Raw genomic sequence first — 17,902 nt, forward strand, 5'->3', positions numbered from 1 at the left:
CTCGCAGCTGCGCTGCTATTTCTTGAGCGCGATGGTGATGAAGCGCAGGGCTTCGTCGTCGCTGATGCCGAGTTCCGCAGCGCGACTGGCGTACGCCTTGGCCTCGAGCTGAAGCAGAGCGGCGGCATCGCCGGGCTGGGCTTTGACGACGGTACCGTTGCGGCCGCGCGAGTGCAGAAAGCCATCGGCTTCGAGCTCACGGTAGGCGCGGGCCACAGTGTTGGGCGCAATGCCGAGGTCGCTCGCGAGTTGGCGCACCGTGGCGAGCTTGGTGCCAGCGAGCAGCTCGCCGCTCGTGATCTGAGCAATAGCTTGAGCCTTAATCTGCTCAAACGGTGGGATCGACGCCGAGGTATCGATCTCGAAAGTAACGGGACTTTCGGTCGGGGTGCGACGCCATGATTCAGCCATGGTTAATTGTCTCACACGCCCTTTTATGGCATCCGAGGCTATTCACAACTAGTAACGAGTGGCCTCGGGGAGCAGTTTCTCGAGCGCTTCTACTTCGGCAATCGCGCACATCTCCGTGGCTGGTTTCGCCGCGGTAGCGCTGCCGGCGCATACGGCGGAGCGGAACGCGGCCTCGGGATCCCGCCCCTGCGACAGCCGCCACACGAACGCCCCGAGGAAAGCATCGCCCGCTCCCACCGCGCTCTGCACCTGCACATGAGGCACTGGCAAACGGGTGACGCCCGCCGCCGAGGCGAGCACAGCACCCTGATCGCCCAGAGTGAGGGCCACGAGTTGGGCCGAGCCGCGCGCGACGAGTTCGGCGGCAGCATCCACTTCGGCCTGCTCGGTGGAGAGCTCTCGGCCGACGAGCTCGCTGAGTTCGCGCAGGCTGGGTTTCACGAGATAGACGCCCTCGGAGAGAGCTGCGGCCAGTGCTTCGCCCGAGGTGTCGATGATCGAGCGGGCTCCGCGTTGGTGCGCCAGGCGCGCGACCTGGGCGTAAAAGTCGGTGGGCACTCCGGGTGGCAGGCTGCCGCTCACGACGACATAACCGCCGGGAACAATCGCAGCCTCGAGCGCAGCGAGGCAACTGCGCCACTCGGCCTCGGAGAACTCGGGGCCCTGCAGCACGAAGCGAAACTGTTCGCCCGAGCCGCCTTCATCCACGGTGAAGCTCTCTCGGGTGGTGCCGTCAATCGGCACGACCACACTCGGCACGTTCTCGGCCTCAAGCAGCTGACGGTAGGTTGCACCGGTCAGGCCGCCCGCAGCGTAGATGGCCAACGCATCCCCGCCGAGACTCTGGATGGTGCGCGCCACATTCACGCCGCCGCCTCCCGGGTCGATCCGGCTGGGGCCGCAGCGCATCTTGTGATCCTTGATGACCTGCGCCGTCGACGTGCTGATGTCGAGCGCGGGATTCACCGTGAGTGTCACGATCGGCCGAGCCCTCGTGGGCAGCGGAAAAGTAGCGGATGCCATGATCCTCATTTTATTGCGACGCTCCTTCGCGGATTCGCCAACCCGCTCAAACCGCGCGGGCCTGTCTAAACGCGCTGATCTTTCATCCGCTAGGCGCGGACAACAAAGAAGAGCGTGACCGGCACAATCGCCGACCACGCTCTTCTGTAGTGTGCTCTGTTAGCTGCAGGCCTTCAGGCTGGCGACCGAGGAGCTCAGCACTCCGGTGCCACCGAGCAGAACAACATTCGGGTTGTTCAGGCTGCTGATGGCGGTCAGTACCGACTGCGGAACGCACTTCGCCTCGCTGATGAAGAGCGGTGCGCCCTCCGAACCGGCGAGAGCGGCACCAGCGAGAGCGTCAGCGAATCCTGCTCCCGTAGCGAGGTACACCGTTGTTGCGGAACTGAACTGATCCGCGTTGACTGCTACCGCCGTGGCGTAGCGGTCATCGCCACTGAGGCGCTTCACGGTGGCGAACTTCGTCTTCAGGTGCGTCGAGATTGCAGTGCTGACTACGCCCGTGCCGCCAGCGACCTTGATCGAGGTCACTCCCAGCGACTTGAGCAGTGTCACGGTTGCGGCATCCACTGTGCTGGCCTTGCCGGGGATCAGCACGACGGGCCCCCCAAAGTCGGCAGCCGCCGGGCTTGCCGTCAACGCGTCAGGAAAGTTGCTTCCGTCGGCGAGGTAGGCGGTGGTGACAGACGAGGCGGGGAAGGTCGCTTTCGCAATCATCCGGGATGTCTCGTAGCGGTCTTCGCCACCAATGCGGCTCACCGTTGGCTTGAAGGAGAGCGCTTGAATGCTCGACTTCACGCTGTTCGATACTGCGCCGGTGCCGCCCACGATGATGACCTTGCTCGGCTTCAAACGAAGAAGCTCTGCCTTGGCCGCCGCGGACAACGCGTTGGGGTCGGTGAGCAGAAGCGGCGCATTCTTGAAAGCGGCAGCCGAACTCGCGCTGAGGGCATCAGCAAATCCGGTTCCGGTCGCGATGTAGACAACGGAGGCGCTGTCCCACTCTTGAGCGATTTGAGCGGCGGTCTCGTAGCGGTCGCTACCGGCAAGGCGCGTCACGGTCTGAACAGCGGGCGGCGGCTTGGGGCCGAACGTGTACTCGGTGTCTCCCCACGTGATGCTCGAGATCTGTGCGGCGCTGTCTGCTTGCACGCCGAACGCGGCGCCCTTGGCGTTGCCCTCTGCAACCAAGGCATCGAGGATGTCGCCCAGCGGGTACATCGTGTTCGCGCTGATGGAGCTACCGATTGCCTTGCTCGAGACCCACGGGTCGGTGAGCGAGAACGTGTGGGTGCCCGCGCTCAAGCTGGTTGACCGCAGCGTACCCCAGCCGATGGGGCCATCGTGGGTGAACGCGACCTGGTAGGTGACGGTGCCGCTGTCGACGGTAATCGCAGCGTGCTCGGTTAGCTGGGTGTACAGCTCGTTACCGTCGAGCGGTGTCTCCAAGCCCTTGAGGGCTTGAGAGTGTGACGGGTCGCCCAGCTTCAGGGCATCATTCTCGACAGAGAACGACTGAGTCGCGTTGTTGTAACCCTCGTGCCAGTTCGTGTAGTTGTAGCCCGTCGAAGCTGGATCGCTATTTTCGAAGAGAGCGATTTCGCTCTCGGGAACATACACACGCTTCGTCGTTGCTTCGAGGCTCGTGGGAACGAAGCTGTATTTCGTGTCGTTGAACACGAGGTTTTGCACGATCGCCGCGTTGCTTGCTTGCACTCCGAAGCCGAGCAGCGTGATGTTGCCCTGAGCTCCGATGAACGCCACGATGTCGGCGATCGTGGGTGCATTCGCTGGGGTGTACGTCGTGCCGTCGTTCTTCTTGAACGGTTTGCTGGAGATCCAGTTGTCGGAGACCGAGAAGTGCGACTCGGCGCCGACGGCGAGGAACTCGGACCGGAGGGTCGTGAAGGTGTTGTTCGTGCCGTACGTCAGTGGAACCTGAAAGGTCACTTTGCCGTCTAGCGCGGTGATGCTTGCGCTCGTCAAGAGTGCTTCCAGCTCAGCTGCGGAGACAGCGCCGGGGGTTCCCAACATGACTTGCGACGGCGTGGGGTCTCCGAAGTGAAGACCATCTGCCTCGGTTGAGTAAGCCCGGGTGGCGTTGTTGTAACCCTCATGCCACGTCTCGTAGTTGTACGCCGACGAGGCCGGGTTGCTGTCTTCGAACGGCGCGATTTCTGCGTCGGTCACCTCAACAGTGGTTGTTGCCGCGTAGACGTCATCGAGGCCAAAGGCGTAGTTGACGCAGCCGACCTCGACGGATTCGATGATGGCATCTGCATGGACGCCTGAGCCGAGGCTGTAGCCGATCTGCAGCACGCGAGCGTCGGGGAACGGTACGAGCCATTCGTCGAGCGTTCCGTGGTTAGCGCTTCCGTGGCCGCCCGCATGTGACGGTGCGGCATCCTTCACGAAGGTGGCGGCGCTGTTGGGAACCCAATAGCCCCCACCGGGGTAAGCGGCGGGTTCGCCGACGAGGATGCCGTCAGCGATGCCGTCGTTGTCGAAGTCAGTGATCAGCTGAAGGCTTGGTTGAGTTCCTGTCGTTGCGCCCAAGTGCAAGGTGGGGATGCCGACATCCGTGAGAGCAATGTCGACGCTCTTGTAGGAGGCTGCCTTGTCGGAGGAAGTTGCGCCCTCGGTCCAGACATGGAGGCCAGCTGCGGTGAAGTCGTTGTGGCCAGTTGCTCGCGTGTCGGCGAACGTCCACCCTTGCGAGATCTGGTTGGTGGCGATCGGGGCCTGGGTTACGGCGCTGCACGCCTCGGTCGCGGCTATCACGCTAGCGCTCGCCGGCAGCACACCGGTGACGGACAAGCCAACGGTCAGCAGGGCAGCGGATCCGATAGCGACGGGCTTCTTGATCGTCCGGAGTGGACCTGTAGATCGATTGTGGGCAGGCGGATTTTTAAGGGTCAACAACATGAAACTCTCCAGATTCGGGTTCGGAGGGTGAATGGGTAAATCGGGTCGTGCAGGTAAGCCGGGTAAGGCTGGTCGTGCCGGGTGCAACAGGTGATGCCGGGTAAGACAGGTCGTGCCGGGTAATTCGGGCCGTGCAGGGTAATTCGGGCCGTGCAGGGTAATTCGGGTAAAGCGAATCGACGCGTGGTGATCGGCCACCCGCGATACGGCGAAACACTATCGGCGAGGCATCCGAGAAAATAGGGTCGCAAGAAGTGGTCTCGAGAGAAACTCCGAAAAGCCGGGGGCGATTTCGAAGTGGTTTTTTCTCAGGAGACTCTGAGATGTCTCAAAGTGGTCTACACGGAATTGAAGCGACCCTTGCGAAAGCGCTGATTGCGGTCACAATTCCGCTATTCCGAGCCCCTTGCGGGCTTGGGCAGCGTTCGTCGGGTGGACAAACTGGTCTACCACTCGGTTCGCCTTCGTGAAGCGAGGGGTAGACAAATCGGTCGAATTGTGGGGCTGAGGCCTGTGCTCTGAGTCAAGGAAGGGGCTGCGGCGATAACATGAGCACATGTCTGATTTTGCGGGTCGCCAGTTGATCACCGTCAAAGTTCCCGGCACCGACCTGGAGGTCGCGGCGGCTGCGCTGCGCGAGAAACTGGCCGAATATCCCGACGCTCGCGTGACGGCGCTGACACAGCGGTCGACCAGCATGTGGGAAGGCATTTTTTCGCAGAACATCCAGCTGATCGCCGCGATCGAATACACCGAGTAGCTCGGCTGCCGCCGCGGGCGTCGACGCGCACCCCGCTATCGTTGCCCATGTCAGTTACCGCAGTCAGTCTTACCGCCGCCTTCGCCAGCGTCTCCGAGCACTGGCAGCCACACCGAGTTGCAAGCGTCAATGATCACGACGTGAAAATCGTGAAGCTGCAGGGCGAGTTCGTGTGGCATTCCCACCCCGAAACGGATGAGCTGTTTCTGGTGGTGGAGGGAGAGCTCACGATCCAACTGCGGGATCGCGACGTCGTGCTCGGCCCCAACGAACTCTTCGTGATTCCGCGCGGCGTCGAGCATTGCCCGAAGGCTGAGCACGAGGTATCCGCCGTCATCATCGAACTGGGCGGAACGGTGAACACCGGCGACGCTGGTGGCGACAGAACCTCGCCGCTGCGTGAATTGAGTTAGCCCGCACCGTGCACCGCTCGACATTTTCTCGACTTTCTGTCTAGCCTAGGGGCGCTGCGAACGATCGCGAGGGGATGCAGATGTCACAGGAGTTGATGACCGAAACGGTGGAGTCGAGCGGCCTGTCACAGGCCAAGCTGATCGTGGCGCGCATCCAGCGACTGATCATCACGGCGGCGCTCGCGGCGTTCGGTTACGGCGCGTTTCTTACGGCGGGCAAAGGGTATTGTCCGGGCGGATTCAACGGCGACGGCGACGTTCTCGATGCGGACGGCAACGTCACCGACAGTGTGCCGCAGTGCATCTCTCTCACCCTGGGCCCCAGCGGCATCATCTACGTCGCGATCGCTGTCATCGCGATTCTCGCGATTCGCGCAGTGCATCGCCGGGCGAGCACTGTTGCGGAGGCGATGCGCTTTCTCGACCGTGCCGCCGCCGGAATTGTCATTCTGGCGGTCGCATCCTTGGTCATCAGTTACGTCTGGTTTTCGCTGATTCCGATTATGGACTGGGATGGTGGCGGCACGTTCTTCTTCCCCTTCCCGTTCGGCGCTGTAGACGTTGACATTTCGCCAATGCCGCTGCCGTAATCAGCCGGGGTGGGTTGCTGAGAGAATTAGCCCCATGACCGCCACTGCCACGCCGGCTCGCCTTCGCGCTGCAACGATCGCGACCTTCGTTGTCTTCGGAATCAACGGGCTGGTGTTTGCCAGCTGGGCGGCCCGCATTCCAGCAGTCACTGAGACGCTGGGCCTCACACCGGGGCAGATGGGTGGCCTTCTCCTGTGCCTCGCGGTGGGTTCTCTTGTCGCCCTCCCGACGGCGGGCTACATCACCGAGCGGATCGGCGCCGCCAACACGGTGCGCGCCGGGGGGATGCTCGCTGCCCTCGCGGGAGTGGGCATCGCGTTCTCGCTCTCCGCTGCGACCACCGTCGGCACCGCGATCTCCCTCTTCGTCTTCGGTATCGGAATTGGGCTCTGGGATGTCGCCATCAACATCGAGGGCGCCGACGTTGAACACAGGCTGGGGCGCACCATCATGCCGCAGTTGCACGCCGCTTTCAGCGGGGGAGCATTCCTCGGTGCGATCATCGGCGCGGGCCTCGCCAACCTCGGCGTGGAGCTGCCGGCGCATCTCTTTGTCATCGCCGCAGTCGTAGCGGTGGCGACGCAATGGCTGCCGCGCTACTTTGCGCCGCGCATCCCGGAGCCAGCTCAGCCCGAGAGTGACGTTGCCTCACCGAAAGTGCGCAGCGCCTGGGGCGACCGCCGCACCCTGTTGATCGGTGTTGTTGTGCTTGGCGCGACCCTCACGGAGGGCGCCGGAAACGACTGGATCGCCAAGGCCGCCGTCGACGGACTCGAGGTCACCGAAGCCAACGGTGCCTTCATGTTCGCCACCTTTGTGCTCGCGATGACGGCCATGCGCTTCTTCGGCGGCCGGGCGATCGATGCCTCCGGTCGCGTTCCGGTGCTGCGGGGCAGCATGGCCGCCGCCGCTATCGGTCTCACCATCTTCGTGTTCGCGCCCACCCTGTGGCTCGCCCTGATCGGGGTCGCCCTCTGGGGGGTCGGCGCCGCGCTCGCCTTCCCGATGGGGATGTCGGCAGCAGCCGACGACCCCAAGCACGCTGCGGCCAGAGTCTCTGTGGTTGCCACAATCGGCTACGTAGCATTTCTTGCCGGACCGCCACTGCTGGGGTTCCTCGGCGACGTCGTCGGCATCAGGGTCGCGCTGCTCGCGATCGGAGTGCCGATTCTCGTCGCGCTCGTGCTCTCCGGTGCCGCAAAGCCGCTACCGAAGAAGTAGTTCAGCGCCCGTGCCGCTGTGTGCGGAGGGCTGGCCCATTCGCGCGTTGATTCTCGCAATGGGCTTTCGCTTTCGGTGCGCTGACGGTTTGTGCTTGACTGGCTGCAGAGTTCACGCGTCTTGCTCGCGGAACGGCAAATTTTTTTTGGGGCCGTTCAGAGCAAGAACAGCGCTAGGGATTAACCACCTTGGCCAGTGCAGACGGCAGCGGGGCGAATCGGATCGGGGAATATTGTGGACGAAAAAATCGAGCAAGTAAGTGACTCGAAGGCCATTCGGGGCCGTCGGAGTCGACAGATCAGGGCCATTCTGGCTGGTGGGCTTGTGCTGGGAGTTGGGGCAGCGATCACACTCGCAGCGTGGAACGACTCTGAATTTGCCCAAGGAACCTTCTCGGCAGGTACTTTCAACCTCGTGGGCAGCACCGACGGCACGACGTTCGCCGAGCATGCAACCGCTGGCTCGCCGGCGACACTCGCGTTCACGGTGAGCCCGACGCAGCTGTCGCCCGGCGACGTTGTCTACGCACCCTTCGCTGTCGAGCTGGATGCCTCAACCACCAACGATGCGATCGTCACGGTGTCTAACGCCGCGACATCCGGTGTGATTAGCAACCTCAGCTACGAGCTCATTCAACCCACTGCGTTCGGCTGTGCCAGCGGAACGACAGGAACCGAACTGGTCGCCGCTGGAACCGCCCTCGGCAGCGTACCTGCTTCCACCACGTTCACCCTCTCGAAGGGAACGCCGCCGTCGACTGCCGGAGCGCCGGCCTTCCTGTGTTTCAAGGTGACCGCTGGTGCGCTCACGCAGGGGCAAACGGGAACAGCAACCGTAGAGTTCGCCGCCGTTTCGCAGTAGCGCCATGCAACCGACAACCGCGCCCGGGTCGAGGAGATTTTCTCGTCGACTCCGGGCGGGGCTTGCGGGCGGGTTAGTGCTTGGTGTTGGTGCCACGATGACGCTCGCGAGTTGGAATGATTCCGAATTCGCATCGAGCTCGTTTGAAGCGAGTAGCTTCAGCACGGAGTCGAGCACGGTCGCGGGCGTATGGGCCAGCAACGACACTGCGCCCGGCGCTGCCCTTGTGCTGACCGCGGGAGCATTGAAGCCGTCTCAGTCGACGTACGCGTGGGTCAACATCCGGCTGTCTCCCGCGTCAACGATCGGTGGCTCCGTGTCGCTGGCCAACTCAACCACGACGGGGGCGCTCATTCCCGCGCTGGAGTACCGGGCAGTGCAGAGCGCAACCAGTGGTGCTTCGTGCGACGCGGCAACCTTCACCGGTTCAGCGAACTACCTCGCGGGATCGTCGACGACGTTTCTCGCCATCACCGACCTTCCGGCCGCACCGGCCAGCTCTGCACTCGCGCTGCCGGGTGGGGAAGTGCGTTACTGCTTTGAGGTGCGCCTCACGAGTGCAGCCGACAATGCCCTTCAAGGCGCATCAGGAATTGCCACCTGGATGTTCACCGGAACCTCCAGCTAGGAACTCACCATGACAACGACTTCACCGCACCGGCCGAGCCTCGGCAGTCGAGTGGGCAACGCGCTCCTGACGATCGCTGCCATCGGCGGTGCAGTCTGCATCGTTTTTGTACTACTCGCGGTGTTCTTCAACATCACCCTCATCATGTTCAAGACCGGCTCAATGAGCCCCACTATCCTTGCCGGTTCCCTCGCCGTCGTGCGCGAGATTCCGGCCGCGGCCATCGAAGTGGGGGATGTGGTCACGGTCGATAGGCCCGGCGCTCTGCCCATCACTCATCGTGTGACATCCATTGCCGATGCCGGCGGCGAGCTGCGAACCATCACGATGCGTGGTGACGCCAACGAAGCGGATGACGCAGCCCCCTACGTCGTGAGCTCTGTTCGCATCGTGGTGTTTTCCATTCCCGAACTCGCCTACGTGGTGAGTGCGGCGTCGAGCGCACCGGTGTTGGGCGGCGTGACCCTCGGAGCCACGGTGCTGGTCACCTGGGCGTTTTGGCCGCGCGAGCAGCGACCGGCACCAGCGCCCCGGTATGTCGCCCGGCATGCAGTGGGCACGAGTACGCGGCATGGTGCGAAGGCGGGGTCGGCGCTCGCGCTCGTTGTGCTCGCGGTGGGGAGCGGTGTGGGTGGGGCTGCTCCTGCGGCTCAGGCCGCGATGACTGAGCAAATCATTCACGGAACAGCACTCACTTTGACGTCGGTGGGCGATGGTGCGCTGATGTCTCATCTGGTCCCGACTGTCGCGGTGCCGTGGCAGGTGGGCGTTGAAGGCCACGCCGCGGAACCGGGCGTCGTGAATCTTTCTCTTGCGGCAGAGGGTCAGCTCTCTCACGATTCTCAAGGACTCCAGGTCGCGGTGCGTTCCTGCGACGAGAGGTGGGTGGGCAATACGTGTGCCTCGGGGGAAACCTCAACGCTCGGCCTCGGCCCAGTCTCCGCGTTCGTGAATGGGCAGCGTGAACTGATGCGGATCCCCGCCGATGAAGAGCGTTGGTTGCTGATCGATGTAAGCCTGCCCGCTAATCCGGTGCAGCTTCCGGGAGCGACAGCGACGCTGACTCTGACCGCTGATGGTGTGGGCGATGAGATCTCGGCGGGAAGCAACATTGGCGCGATTGCCATGACCGGTAACGATTTGCGGCCGGCGCTATTCACCGCGGTTCTCGCCGTGATCGTGGGAATCGTGCTGGCTTCACTCGCGCGCATCGCGCGGTCGAGACCGCTGCAGGAGCGCCCAGCCCCCAGCGACGCAGCCTAGCGAGAGCCCGCTAGAACGTGCACTGCGGGCTGGCGCCGAGCACGCCCATTGACGCGGTGGCGGCGGTGCGCTGAGACGTCCAGCCTGAACCGTCGACGGTCTGTACGAAGATTCCGTACGATCCGCCCAAGAGGCCGCCGAGAATGCCGGACTTGAACTGGGTTGTGTAGACCCCGGAGGACGGGCCAGTCGTGGTCAGCTCCGAGCCCAAGATCACCGAAGTGACCGTTCCGAGAAGCCCGCCCTCGGCTACCGCGTAGGCCACATTGCTCGGGGTGGAATAGCCGCCGCCCGCCGGGAACTTCCATTTCAGGGTGACGGTGGGTGAGGTTCCCAAGAAGCCGGGAGCCAAACTGCACGACGTGATCTCGGGTGGCTGAATCACGGCTGCGCTCACCGTCGCGCTCGCGTACTCGGTATCAACCCACGCGGCTTGTGTCACTCCAGCTCGCGTGTGAGTAACAAGAACGAGGGAGGCGATACCAGTTGCGGCCAGAGCAACGAGAACCGCACGACGTGAGCGTGCTCTCGAACTCGAACGCCGCCGGGGAGTCATCTCAGGACTTCACGGCCTCGTCGACGATGCCCACGAAACGACTACCGATGCCGTCGATCTCTGAGCGGTACACGCCCTCAGCAGGCTCGGGAAGCTCCGTGGGGGAGTGCCAGTCGCAGGAGAGGTAAGTGAACGCGGGCCACCACTTCTTGGGGCGAGCCGCCTCCGTGAAGCCGCAAATCGTGCAGGTGAGCTGCATCCACACGGGGCGCTTGCCGGTGCGGTTGGCGCGCGACTGAACCAGCCACGCTGGCGGGTTGGTCTCAAGTTCTTCGAACTCGGCATCCGACATCCGCGACGGAATGCCGTGCCTCGTGGCCATCTCCAGAGGGATGTCGAGGCGAAGCGCAGCTTCCCGTTTCGTAATCATGCTTCTACGGTACGCGACCCGGGCCGCCGCAGCAGCCTTGACCGAGCCCGCGCGCTAGCTGACGTAGATCTTGCGCAGCGTTTCGGTGATGGTCCAGGTGGTCTGCATGCCCTCGGTGAGTCGCACAACATCGCCCGGGCCCACAGCGATCGTGCGATCATCCGCAGCGAAGTGGATGCTGGCGCGCCCGCTAATGACCACAAAGACCTCATCGACCTCGGTGTCTGTTGCGGTGCCCACGCTCATCTCCCAGACGCCGATCTCGCTGTCGCCGAGGGTGTCGAGCACGGCGTAGCCCGCGGTGGGAGTGCCCTCCACCACATCAGCGGCCTCGAGTGCTTCGTGGGTGATAGGGGCGGCGCTCGCCGCGAGGGGCGTGCCGGGGGTGAGAAGCGCTGCGGGTTCAGTCATAACGCTCAGCCTATGAGACTGGGCTGCAGATCGCGCAGGGTGCGACGGTGGGTCATGCGAGTCACTCCGATTGCAGCAAGAATGAGCGCACCACCGAGCCACGCGCCGAGCACGATGGCGTCGGTGCCGACCCGCGCAAGGTCACCGCCGTACATGAGCTGGCGCATGGCATCTACGACGTAGCCCATCGGCAGAACGTGGTGCAGGGCAGCCAGCGGCGCGGGCAGGGTTTGCCACGGGAAGGTGCCTCCGGCGGTCACGAGTTGCAGCACCATGAGCACGAGCCCTAAGAACTGGCCGACGGAGCCGAACCAAATATTGAGGGCAAGGATGATCGCCGCGTAGGTGAAGCTCGCTGCCACCATCACGCCGAGAGTGCCGACGGGGTGCGTGAAGCTGAAGCCGAGCGCGATTGCGAGAATGCCGAACAGGGCGACCATCTGCAGGGCACCCAAAATGGCGGGCGTGAGCCAACCAGCCAAGGTCACCCGGATTGGGGAACGCAGGGCCGTCACGGCGCGCTTGGAGACGGGTTTCACGATGAGAAACAGCGCGTAGATTCCGATCCAGCCGGCGAGAGCGCTGAAGAATGGGGCGAGACCGGCGCCGTAGTTGGCGGCGGAGGTCACTGAACTTGACTCGACGGCGACCGGGTCGGCGATGGCTTCAGCTTGCAGGGCGCGAAGGTCGGCGCTCGAATCGGGCAGCGCGTCCACGCCACTCGCGAGGCCGTCGCGCAGTTCGGCGGTGCCCTCAGAGAGCGTGGAGAGTCCGCTTTCGAGAGTGCTGACGCCAGCGCTGAGCTGCGATGCTCCGGATGTTGCGCTGCCGGTCGCCGTGGCAATCTGCTGCGCCCCCGAGGCGAGCTCAGCCGCGCTACTCGCGAGTGTGTTCGCGCCCGCGGCGAGTTGATCGACCTGAGACACCGCGGACTGAACGGTGCCGTTGCCCTCCGCGATGCGATCGCTGAGGGGGTCGAGGGCAGAGAGCGCTTCGTCGATCTGAGTGGCGTCGAGACCCTGTTCAGTGAGCGCGGTGACGAGGTCGGCGCGAGCGGTGGGCAGAGCATCCGCAATGGTTTGGGCGGCCGTGCCCGCCCGATCGGCGTAACCGGCAAGCTCGGTGTTGCCGGCAGCGACCTGCGCTGCTCCGGCAGAAAGCTGGTCGGCTCCGCTGGCGAGGCTGCTGGTGGCGGTGCTGAGTTCGGTCAATCCCGAGGCGAGTGTGCTCGCGCCATCCGACAGTTCGTCGGCCCCCGAAACGGCGTCACGAGAGCCGTCGAGAAGCAGCGAAGCGCCATCGGCGGCATCCGACAGTTCAGAGCGGATGTCAGAGATAGCCGTCAGCAAAGTACCGGCCGCTTCTTCTCCCACGAGTTCCGCTACCGAGCGCCGAATCTGTTCCACGGCCTGCTTGCCAATCGTGGACGCGAGGTAGTTGTTGGCGTCGTTCGTTTCGAGGTCGATCTCAGCCTGATGCGGGTCGGTGCCCGCGATGGAGGTGAGGGCATCCGAGAAGTCGTGGGGGATCGTGACGGTGAAGTCGACGCTACCCTCGGCGAGAGCGGTCTCAGCTTCGCCGGGAGTGAGCACGTGCCACTCAAAGTCGTTTCCCTCGAGCAGGTCATTGGCGACTTCGTGGCCGTAGTTCACGGCCTCGGTATCGCCATCGGCAGGCACTCCGTCGTCGGTGACGACAAGCCCGACGGGAACGTCCGCGAAGCTGCCGTACGGGTCTTGGTTCGCCCAGAGGTACACGCCGCCGTAGAGCACCGGCACGAGCATGAGAGCGAACAAGGCCAGCATGGCCATGCGCGACGAGGTGAGTCGCCGCAGTTCAGCGGCGATCATCGAGGGAACCTTCATGCGTTGTCTACTCCTACGCCGCCACTTTGGGCCCAGGCGGCGGTACGTTCATCAAATGCTCCGAGGCTGTTGCGCAGCGAGGCCTCAGCGGATTCAGCTCGCAGGATCACATCGGCGTGGGTGATCGCCCATTCCGAAGCGCGACCGGCCACGGCCAGCACGGCAAAGCCACGGTCGGCGAACTCGCCGAACAGTGTCCACCAGTCGAGCGGCTGGCCGCCGTGGCGATCGGGGGCCGTCACGACCAGTCCCTCGACGTGCGGGCGCAGCACCGCGAGCTCGCACAGCACCCGCAAGCGCGTCGTGGGTTCGATGTCCGCAATAGCCGTGGAGGCGAGGGGACGAAGGCCCCGCTCGTCCAGCCAGCGGCGTGCGGCGAGCGGGTCGGCGCGCTGGCCAGCGAACATCAACTCTTCGGCGACGACACCCACGAGCGGTACTCCGGCATCCGGGTCAGAGACGCCGGGGGCGTCAACGAGAGCAACACGGCGACGGAGCGCTCGGGCATCCGCTCGCCCGTCGATGGTGACGGTTCCGGTCGAAGGGCGCATGCGACCAGACGCGATAAGGCCAAGAACGGTAGGGCGCTGCTCAGTTTCAGCCACGGCCAGCGTCACGCTGCCGCTCGCGAAGGTGGTGGATGTCGCGGGCAAGTCTTCGGCGTTGCGACCCTGAGTGACGCCGCTGAGTTCGACCCGCATCAGCGTTCGACGTCGGTTGCTGGTGCGGCATCCGTGGTGGAGTCGCCGAGAATTTCGGGATGCTGCTCGAGCAGCGCGACGGTTTCACGCCACGAGAGGCCAGCCATGCTGAGCGTGGTGCGCACGGCGAGCGAACGCGCTTCGGGCAGGGCGGCATCAACGCGAGTGATGGCGGCGCGGGCAGCTTCTTCGACGAGGCGAGCGAGCGTGGCAACATCCACATCGGTGCGCAGAGTGTTGTCGTGTTGGCCGCGCTGCAGAATCGCGGCGACGGCGGCCCGCAGCGGCGCGAGGGCCTTGCCGGTGGAAGCGAGGTGCGCGTCGTCGAGGGCGATGGATGCCGCGACCTGAACGTGGGCGGCCTCTTGCCAGAGCAACGAGGTGAGTCGCGCAAGGGCGAGCTGGGCATCCGCGTCGGTGACGCTGAGGGCGATGCGGTTGAAGCGCTCGGCGCCCGCATCGATGATTTCGGTGACGAGTGCGTTGCGGTCGGCGAAGTGGCCGTAGAGAGCACGGCGCGAGAGGCCAGCGCTGCGGGCAATGGTGTCGATCGAGGCTTGGGGGTCGTGCGCAATCGCGGCGGTGGCGGCACTCAGAATGCCGGCGCGGTTGTCTACGGCGTCCTGGCGTGGGCGACGAGGAGCGGGGGTGGTCATGCCCTCACTGTAATAACTTGCACACTGCTGTGCAAGTTATTACAGTGACTTTCAGGTGCCGAACGACACCCCCGCTACAACGTCAGAAACTACGAATCGAAACCGAGGCCCAGAGCATCCAGCGTCTTCAGAATCACGTTGCGGCGACCCTTATTGTGGTCGGCGCGATCGAGGGACCAGCGAGTGACATTGATACCCATCGCAGCGATCGGCTCAGGCGGGAACGGCAGCGGCAGCTTCTTCACCATCTCCAGCTCGGTGCGCTCCGTCGTGAGGCCGTCGAGCTTGTCGAGCATGACCTGAGCGGCAAAGCGCGTCGCGCCAACACCCAGTCCGGTGAAACCGGCCGAGTACGCGACACGGCCCTTGCGAGCAAGACCGAAGAACGCACTGAACTGAGTCGACGCATCAATCGCGCCTGCCCAGCGGTGGCTAAATTTGAGACCTTCCAACTGCGGGAACGTCGTAAAGAAGTGGCTCGCGAGCTTTTCAAAGCTCTCGGGACGGTTCTCATACTCATCGCGAACCTTGCGGCCATAGTGGTAAATCGCGTCATACCCACCGAACAGAATGCGGTTGTCAGCACTCAAGCGGTAGTAGTGGAACTGGTTCGCCATATCCGCAAGACCCTGGCGGTTCGACCACCCGATCGAGGCGAGCTGTTCGGGGCTCAAGGGTTCCGTCATGAGCACATAGTCATAGACGGGCACCGTGTGCAGGCGCGTGCGCTTCAGCAACGACGGGAAGGCGTTAGTCGCGAGCGCAACCTTGGCGGCGTGAACGCGACCATGCTTGCTGTGCACGACTGCGGCATCCGTGGGTGCACCGGATGTTTCGACCTCACGAACGGGCGAGTTCTCAAAGATCTCCACGCCGAGTTCGCTCGCGACCCGTGCCAGCTCATGAACGAGCTTGGCGGGGTGAATGATCGCGTTGATGCGCTTGTTCCAAATGGCAGCAAGATACGTCGGCGAGTTCACCTCGGCGCGCACAGCGGCCTCGTCGAGAAAGACGGTGTCGTCGTTGGTCTTGGTCTCGGTGAGCCACTCAATCTCGTGCTCTTCGATGGCGAGGTCGAGTGAACCAGTGCGCTCGAAGTCGACATCGAGGTTGAGGGCCTTGACGGTCTCTTCGATCTCATCGAGGTTCTGCAGGCCGAGGCGCTCGAGCTGGTTGTACTCGGTTGGCCAACGGCTCAGACCGTTCTCTTCGCCGTGGGTGAGGCTGGCTTCGCAGAAACCACCGTTGCGGCCCGAGGCGGCCCAGCCGAGTTCGCGGGCTTCGAGCAGCACTACGCGAGCGTCAGGGTTGCGCTGCTTGGCGAGCACCGCTGTCCAGAGGCCGAGATATCCTCCTCCCACAATGGCGAGGTCGGCTTTGACGTCACCCTGCAGCGCACTGAACGTGCGCGCGCCGGCGACATCATCGATCCAGAACGGCTTGTGAATCGAACCCTCAAGGGAGTGGCTGATTACGGATGCCGCTGGCACATTTCTTTCGAACACTACTTTGCCCATGGGGCACTTTCCTCTCTCGCCTGGCGGCGAGCTTTATGGTTGCGCGGGCGCGCGGTACACGCGCTCGCCTTCGACAAACGTCTGCTCGGTGCGGGTGCGGCCGATGTCGGCCTTGGCTCCCGCGAAGGGGTTGCGATCGAGAACGACCAGATCGGCAAGCTTGCCGACCTCGATCGTTCCCGTCTCATCCAAGTGATTAGTGAACGCGCTGCCTGCGGTGTACGCGGTCATGGCGGTCAGCAGGTCGATGCTTTGCTCGGGCAAGAACGCGTCGTACTCGCCCTCTTCGTGGCCGGGAGCAGCGATGCGATTCACGGCAACGTGGATGGCCGCCATCGGGTCGGGGCTCGACACTGACCAGTCGCTACCGGAGGCCAAGTGCGTTCCGGCCCGATGTAGGTCGGCCCACGGGTACTGCCACGAGCTGCGCGGGTCGCCCAAGAATGGCAGGGTCAGGTCGACCATTTGTGGTTCGAGCGCGGCCCAGTACGACTGCAGATTGGCGGTGACGCCCAACTCAGCGAAGCGGTGAACGTCATCCGGATGCACGACCTGCAAGTGCGCAATATGGTGACGGTTGTCGTTGGGCCCGTTGATCGCTCGCGCAGCTTCGACCGCGTCGAGGCACTCGCGAACGGCGCGGTCGCCGATGGCGTGAAAGTGCACTTGGAAGCCGAGCGCATCGAGTTCTGTGACGTTCGAGATCAGCTGCGCGGCATCCACGAAGGAGATGCCCGAGTTGTCGGTGTGGTGTCCGCAGCCATCGAGGTAGGGCTCCAGCATGGCCGCCGTGAAGTTCTCGGCAACGCCGTCTTGCATGATCTTCACGCTTGTCGCGGCGAAGCGCCCGGCAGCGTTCTTCTCGCGGCGCATCACGAGCTCGGGAATCTGTTCGGGGCCACGCGTGCGGTCCCACCAGAGGGCTCCGACCACGCGAGCGGTGAGGTCTCCAGACTCGGCTGCAGCCATGTACGCGGGAGTGGCGTCGCCGGCATCCCCGTAACCGCCCAAGATGGCGTCTTGCCACGAGGTGATGCCGAGCGAGTGCAAATACTCTTGCCCGATCAGAAGCGCGCGAGCGTAATCTTCGGGCGACGTTTCGGGCAGCAGCGCATTCACAAGCGACATCGCGCCCTCGTGCAGCGTGCCGGTGGGATTGCCGTCGGCATCGCGCTCGATGCGGCCATCGGCAGGGTCGGGAGTCTCGGCGGTGATGCCGGCAAGCTCGAGCGCGCGCGAGTTCACCCAGGCACCATGGCCGTCACGGTTCGGGATGAACGCGGGGCGGTCGGCAACTGCCTGGTCGAGATCGGATGCCGTGGGCGTGCCACCGGGGAAGGCCGACATGTTCCAGCCACCGCCCAGAATCCACTCGAGCTCGGGGTTCGCCGCGGCATAGTTCTTCAGCCGCGCTACATACTCATCGCGCGTCGAGTCTTGCGAAAGGTCGCAGCGGATGAGGTCGAGCCCGCCCCACACGGCGTGCACGTGAGCATCCTGAAATCCGGGGATCAACAGCTTGCCATCGAGGTCGATGACCTCGGTGTCGGGGCCGATGAGATCGCGCACGGCCGCATAGCCAGCGGCATCGCGACTGACGGCAACGATGCGGCCGTCCGCCACAGCGACACTGCCGAGCATCGGCTCGCTGCCGGTCGCCGTGAAGACAGCGCCACCGGTGAAAACGAGGTCAGCAAACGTCATAATTTCGTGCACTTTCTGGTTCGTTC

At 63.9% G+C, this 17,902-nt stretch carries 18 protein-coding genes; 7 read left to right on the forward strand and 11 right to left on the reverse strand.

All coding sequences use genetic code 11. The features are described from left to right. Positions 1-15 precede the first annotated feature (15 nt). The 3 genes from ACWTV3_RS08840 to ACWTV3_RS08850 all read right to left on the reverse strand — a co-directional run bounded on the left by ACWTV3_RS08840 (position 16) and on the right by ACWTV3_RS08850 (position 4,359). On the reverse strand, positions 16-411 hold the full coding sequence (locus ACWTV3_RS08840; RefSeq protein WP_100387683.1) for a GntR family transcriptional regulator: 396 nt from the start codon (positions 409-411) through the stop codon (positions 16-18). Positions 412-459: 48 nt separating this feature from the next. Continuing rightward, the gene (locus ACWTV3_RS08845) at positions 460-1,434 is read right to left on the reverse strand and encodes a 1-phosphofructokinase family hexose kinase (protein WP_498477817.1); all 975 of its coding nucleotides are present in this window, start codon (positions 1,432-1,434) and stop codon (positions 460-462) included. Positions 1,435-1,593: 159 nt separating this feature from the next. After that, the gene (locus ACWTV3_RS08850; RefSeq protein ID WP_498477818.1) at positions 1,594-4,359 is read right to left on the reverse strand and encodes a cell wall-binding repeat-containing protein; all 2,766 of its coding nucleotides are present in this window, start codon (positions 4,357-4,359) and stop codon (positions 1,594-1,596) included. A gap of 556 nt (positions 4,360-4,915) precedes the next feature. Between ACWTV3_RS08850 and ACWTV3_RS08855 the strand changes: the two genes are divergently transcribed. The 7 genes from ACWTV3_RS08855 to ACWTV3_RS08885 all read left to right on the forward strand — a co-directional run bounded on the left by ACWTV3_RS08855 (position 4,916) and on the right by ACWTV3_RS08885 (position 10,096). Then, on the forward strand, positions 4,916-5,119 hold the full coding sequence (locus ACWTV3_RS08855) for a hypothetical protein (RefSeq protein ID WP_498477819.1): 204 nt from the start codon (positions 4,916-4,918) through the stop codon (positions 5,117-5,119). A 47-nt stretch (positions 5,120-5,166) separates the two neighbouring features. Next, positions 5,167-5,532, forward strand: coding sequence for a cupin domain-containing protein (locus tag ACWTV3_RS08860; RefSeq protein WP_498477820.1), 366 nt, complete (start codon positions 5,167-5,169; stop codon positions 5,530-5,532). Positions 5,533-5,612: 80 nt separating this feature from the next. Further along, positions 5,613-6,122 carry a hypothetical protein gene (locus tag ACWTV3_RS08865; protein ID WP_498477821.1) on the forward strand — a complete coding sequence of 170 codons (510 nt, stop codon included), beginning with the start codon at positions 5,613-5,615 and terminating at the stop codon, positions 6,120-6,122. Between the two features lie 34 nt (positions 6,123-6,156). Continuing rightward, positions 6,157-7,344 carry an MFS transporter gene (locus tag ACWTV3_RS08870; protein WP_498477822.1) on the forward strand — a complete coding sequence of 396 codons (1,188 nt, stop codon included), beginning with the start codon at positions 6,157-6,159 and terminating at the stop codon, positions 7,342-7,344. Positions 7,345-7,578: 234 nt separating this feature from the next. Beyond that, positions 7,579-8,205 carry a SipW-dependent-type signal peptide-containing protein gene (locus tag ACWTV3_RS08875; protein ID WP_498477823.1) on the forward strand — a complete coding sequence of 209 codons (627 nt, stop codon included), beginning with the start codon at positions 7,579-7,581 and terminating at the stop codon, positions 8,203-8,205. A gap of 4 nt (positions 8,206-8,209) precedes the next feature. Beyond that, positions 8,210-8,833: a SipW-dependent-type signal peptide-containing protein gene (locus tag ACWTV3_RS08880; RefSeq protein WP_498477824.1), complete on the forward strand. Its 624-nt coding sequence runs from the start codon at positions 8,210-8,212 to the stop codon at positions 8,831-8,833. 9 nt (positions 8,834-8,842) lie between these two features. Beyond that, a complete protein-coding gene (locus ACWTV3_RS08885) occupies positions 8,843-10,096 on the forward strand; it encodes a signal peptidase I (protein WP_498477825.1) in 1,254 nt (417 codons plus the stop codon). Between the two features lie 10 nt (positions 10,097-10,106). Here ACWTV3_RS08885 and ACWTV3_RS08890 read toward each other — a convergent pair whose 3' ends face one another. The 8 genes from ACWTV3_RS08890 to ACWTV3_RS08925 form a co-directional block, all read right to left on the reverse strand. Continuing rightward, on the reverse strand, positions 10,107-10,652 hold the full coding sequence (locus ACWTV3_RS08890; RefSeq protein ID WP_498477826.1) for a hypothetical protein: 546 nt from the start codon (positions 10,650-10,652) through the stop codon (positions 10,107-10,109). A 1-nt stretch (position 10,653) separates the two neighbouring features. Next, positions 10,654-11,022 (reverse strand): hypothetical protein, encoded by a 369-nt coding sequence (locus tag ACWTV3_RS08895; RefSeq protein ID WP_498477827.1) that lies wholly within the window; start codon positions 11,020-11,022, stop codon positions 10,654-10,656. A gap of 54 nt (positions 11,023-11,076) precedes the next feature. After that, entirely contained in the window at positions 11,077-11,433 is a 357-nt protein-coding gene (locus ACWTV3_RS08900) for a cupin domain-containing protein (RefSeq protein ID WP_498477828.1), read from the reverse strand. A gap of 5 nt (positions 11,434-11,438) precedes the next feature. Next, positions 11,439-13,298 (reverse strand): YhgE/Pip family protein, encoded by a 1,860-nt coding sequence (locus ACWTV3_RS08905; protein WP_498477829.1) that lies wholly within the window; start codon positions 13,296-13,298, stop codon positions 11,439-11,441. Next, the gene (locus ACWTV3_RS08910; RefSeq protein WP_498477830.1) at positions 13,295-13,999 is read right to left on the reverse strand and encodes a hypothetical protein; all 705 of its coding nucleotides are present in this window, start codon (positions 13,997-13,999) and stop codon (positions 13,295-13,297) included. Before ACWTV3_RS08910 ends, ACWTV3_RS08905 begins: the two co-directional genes overlap by 4 nt. Then, positions 13,999-14,655: a TetR/AcrR family transcriptional regulator gene (locus ACWTV3_RS08915; protein WP_498477831.1), complete on the reverse strand. Its 657-nt coding sequence runs from the start codon at positions 14,653-14,655 to the stop codon at positions 13,999-14,001. Before ACWTV3_RS08915 ends, ACWTV3_RS08910 begins: the two co-directional genes overlap by 1 nt. An 89-nt stretch (positions 14,656-14,744) precedes the next feature. Beyond that, positions 14,745-16,172, reverse strand: a complete 1,428-nt coding sequence (locus ACWTV3_RS08920; protein ID WP_498477832.1) for an NAD(P)/FAD-dependent oxidoreductase — start codon at positions 16,170-16,172, stop codon at positions 14,745-14,747. Between the two features lie 33 nt (positions 16,173-16,205). Continuing rightward, entirely contained in the window at positions 16,206-17,876 is a 1,671-nt protein-coding gene (locus ACWTV3_RS08925) for an amidohydrolase (RefSeq protein ID WP_498477833.1), read from the reverse strand. Positions 17,877-17,902 lie beyond the last annotated feature (26 nt).

The organism is Salinibacterium sp. AL4.1 (assembly GCF_059767305.1).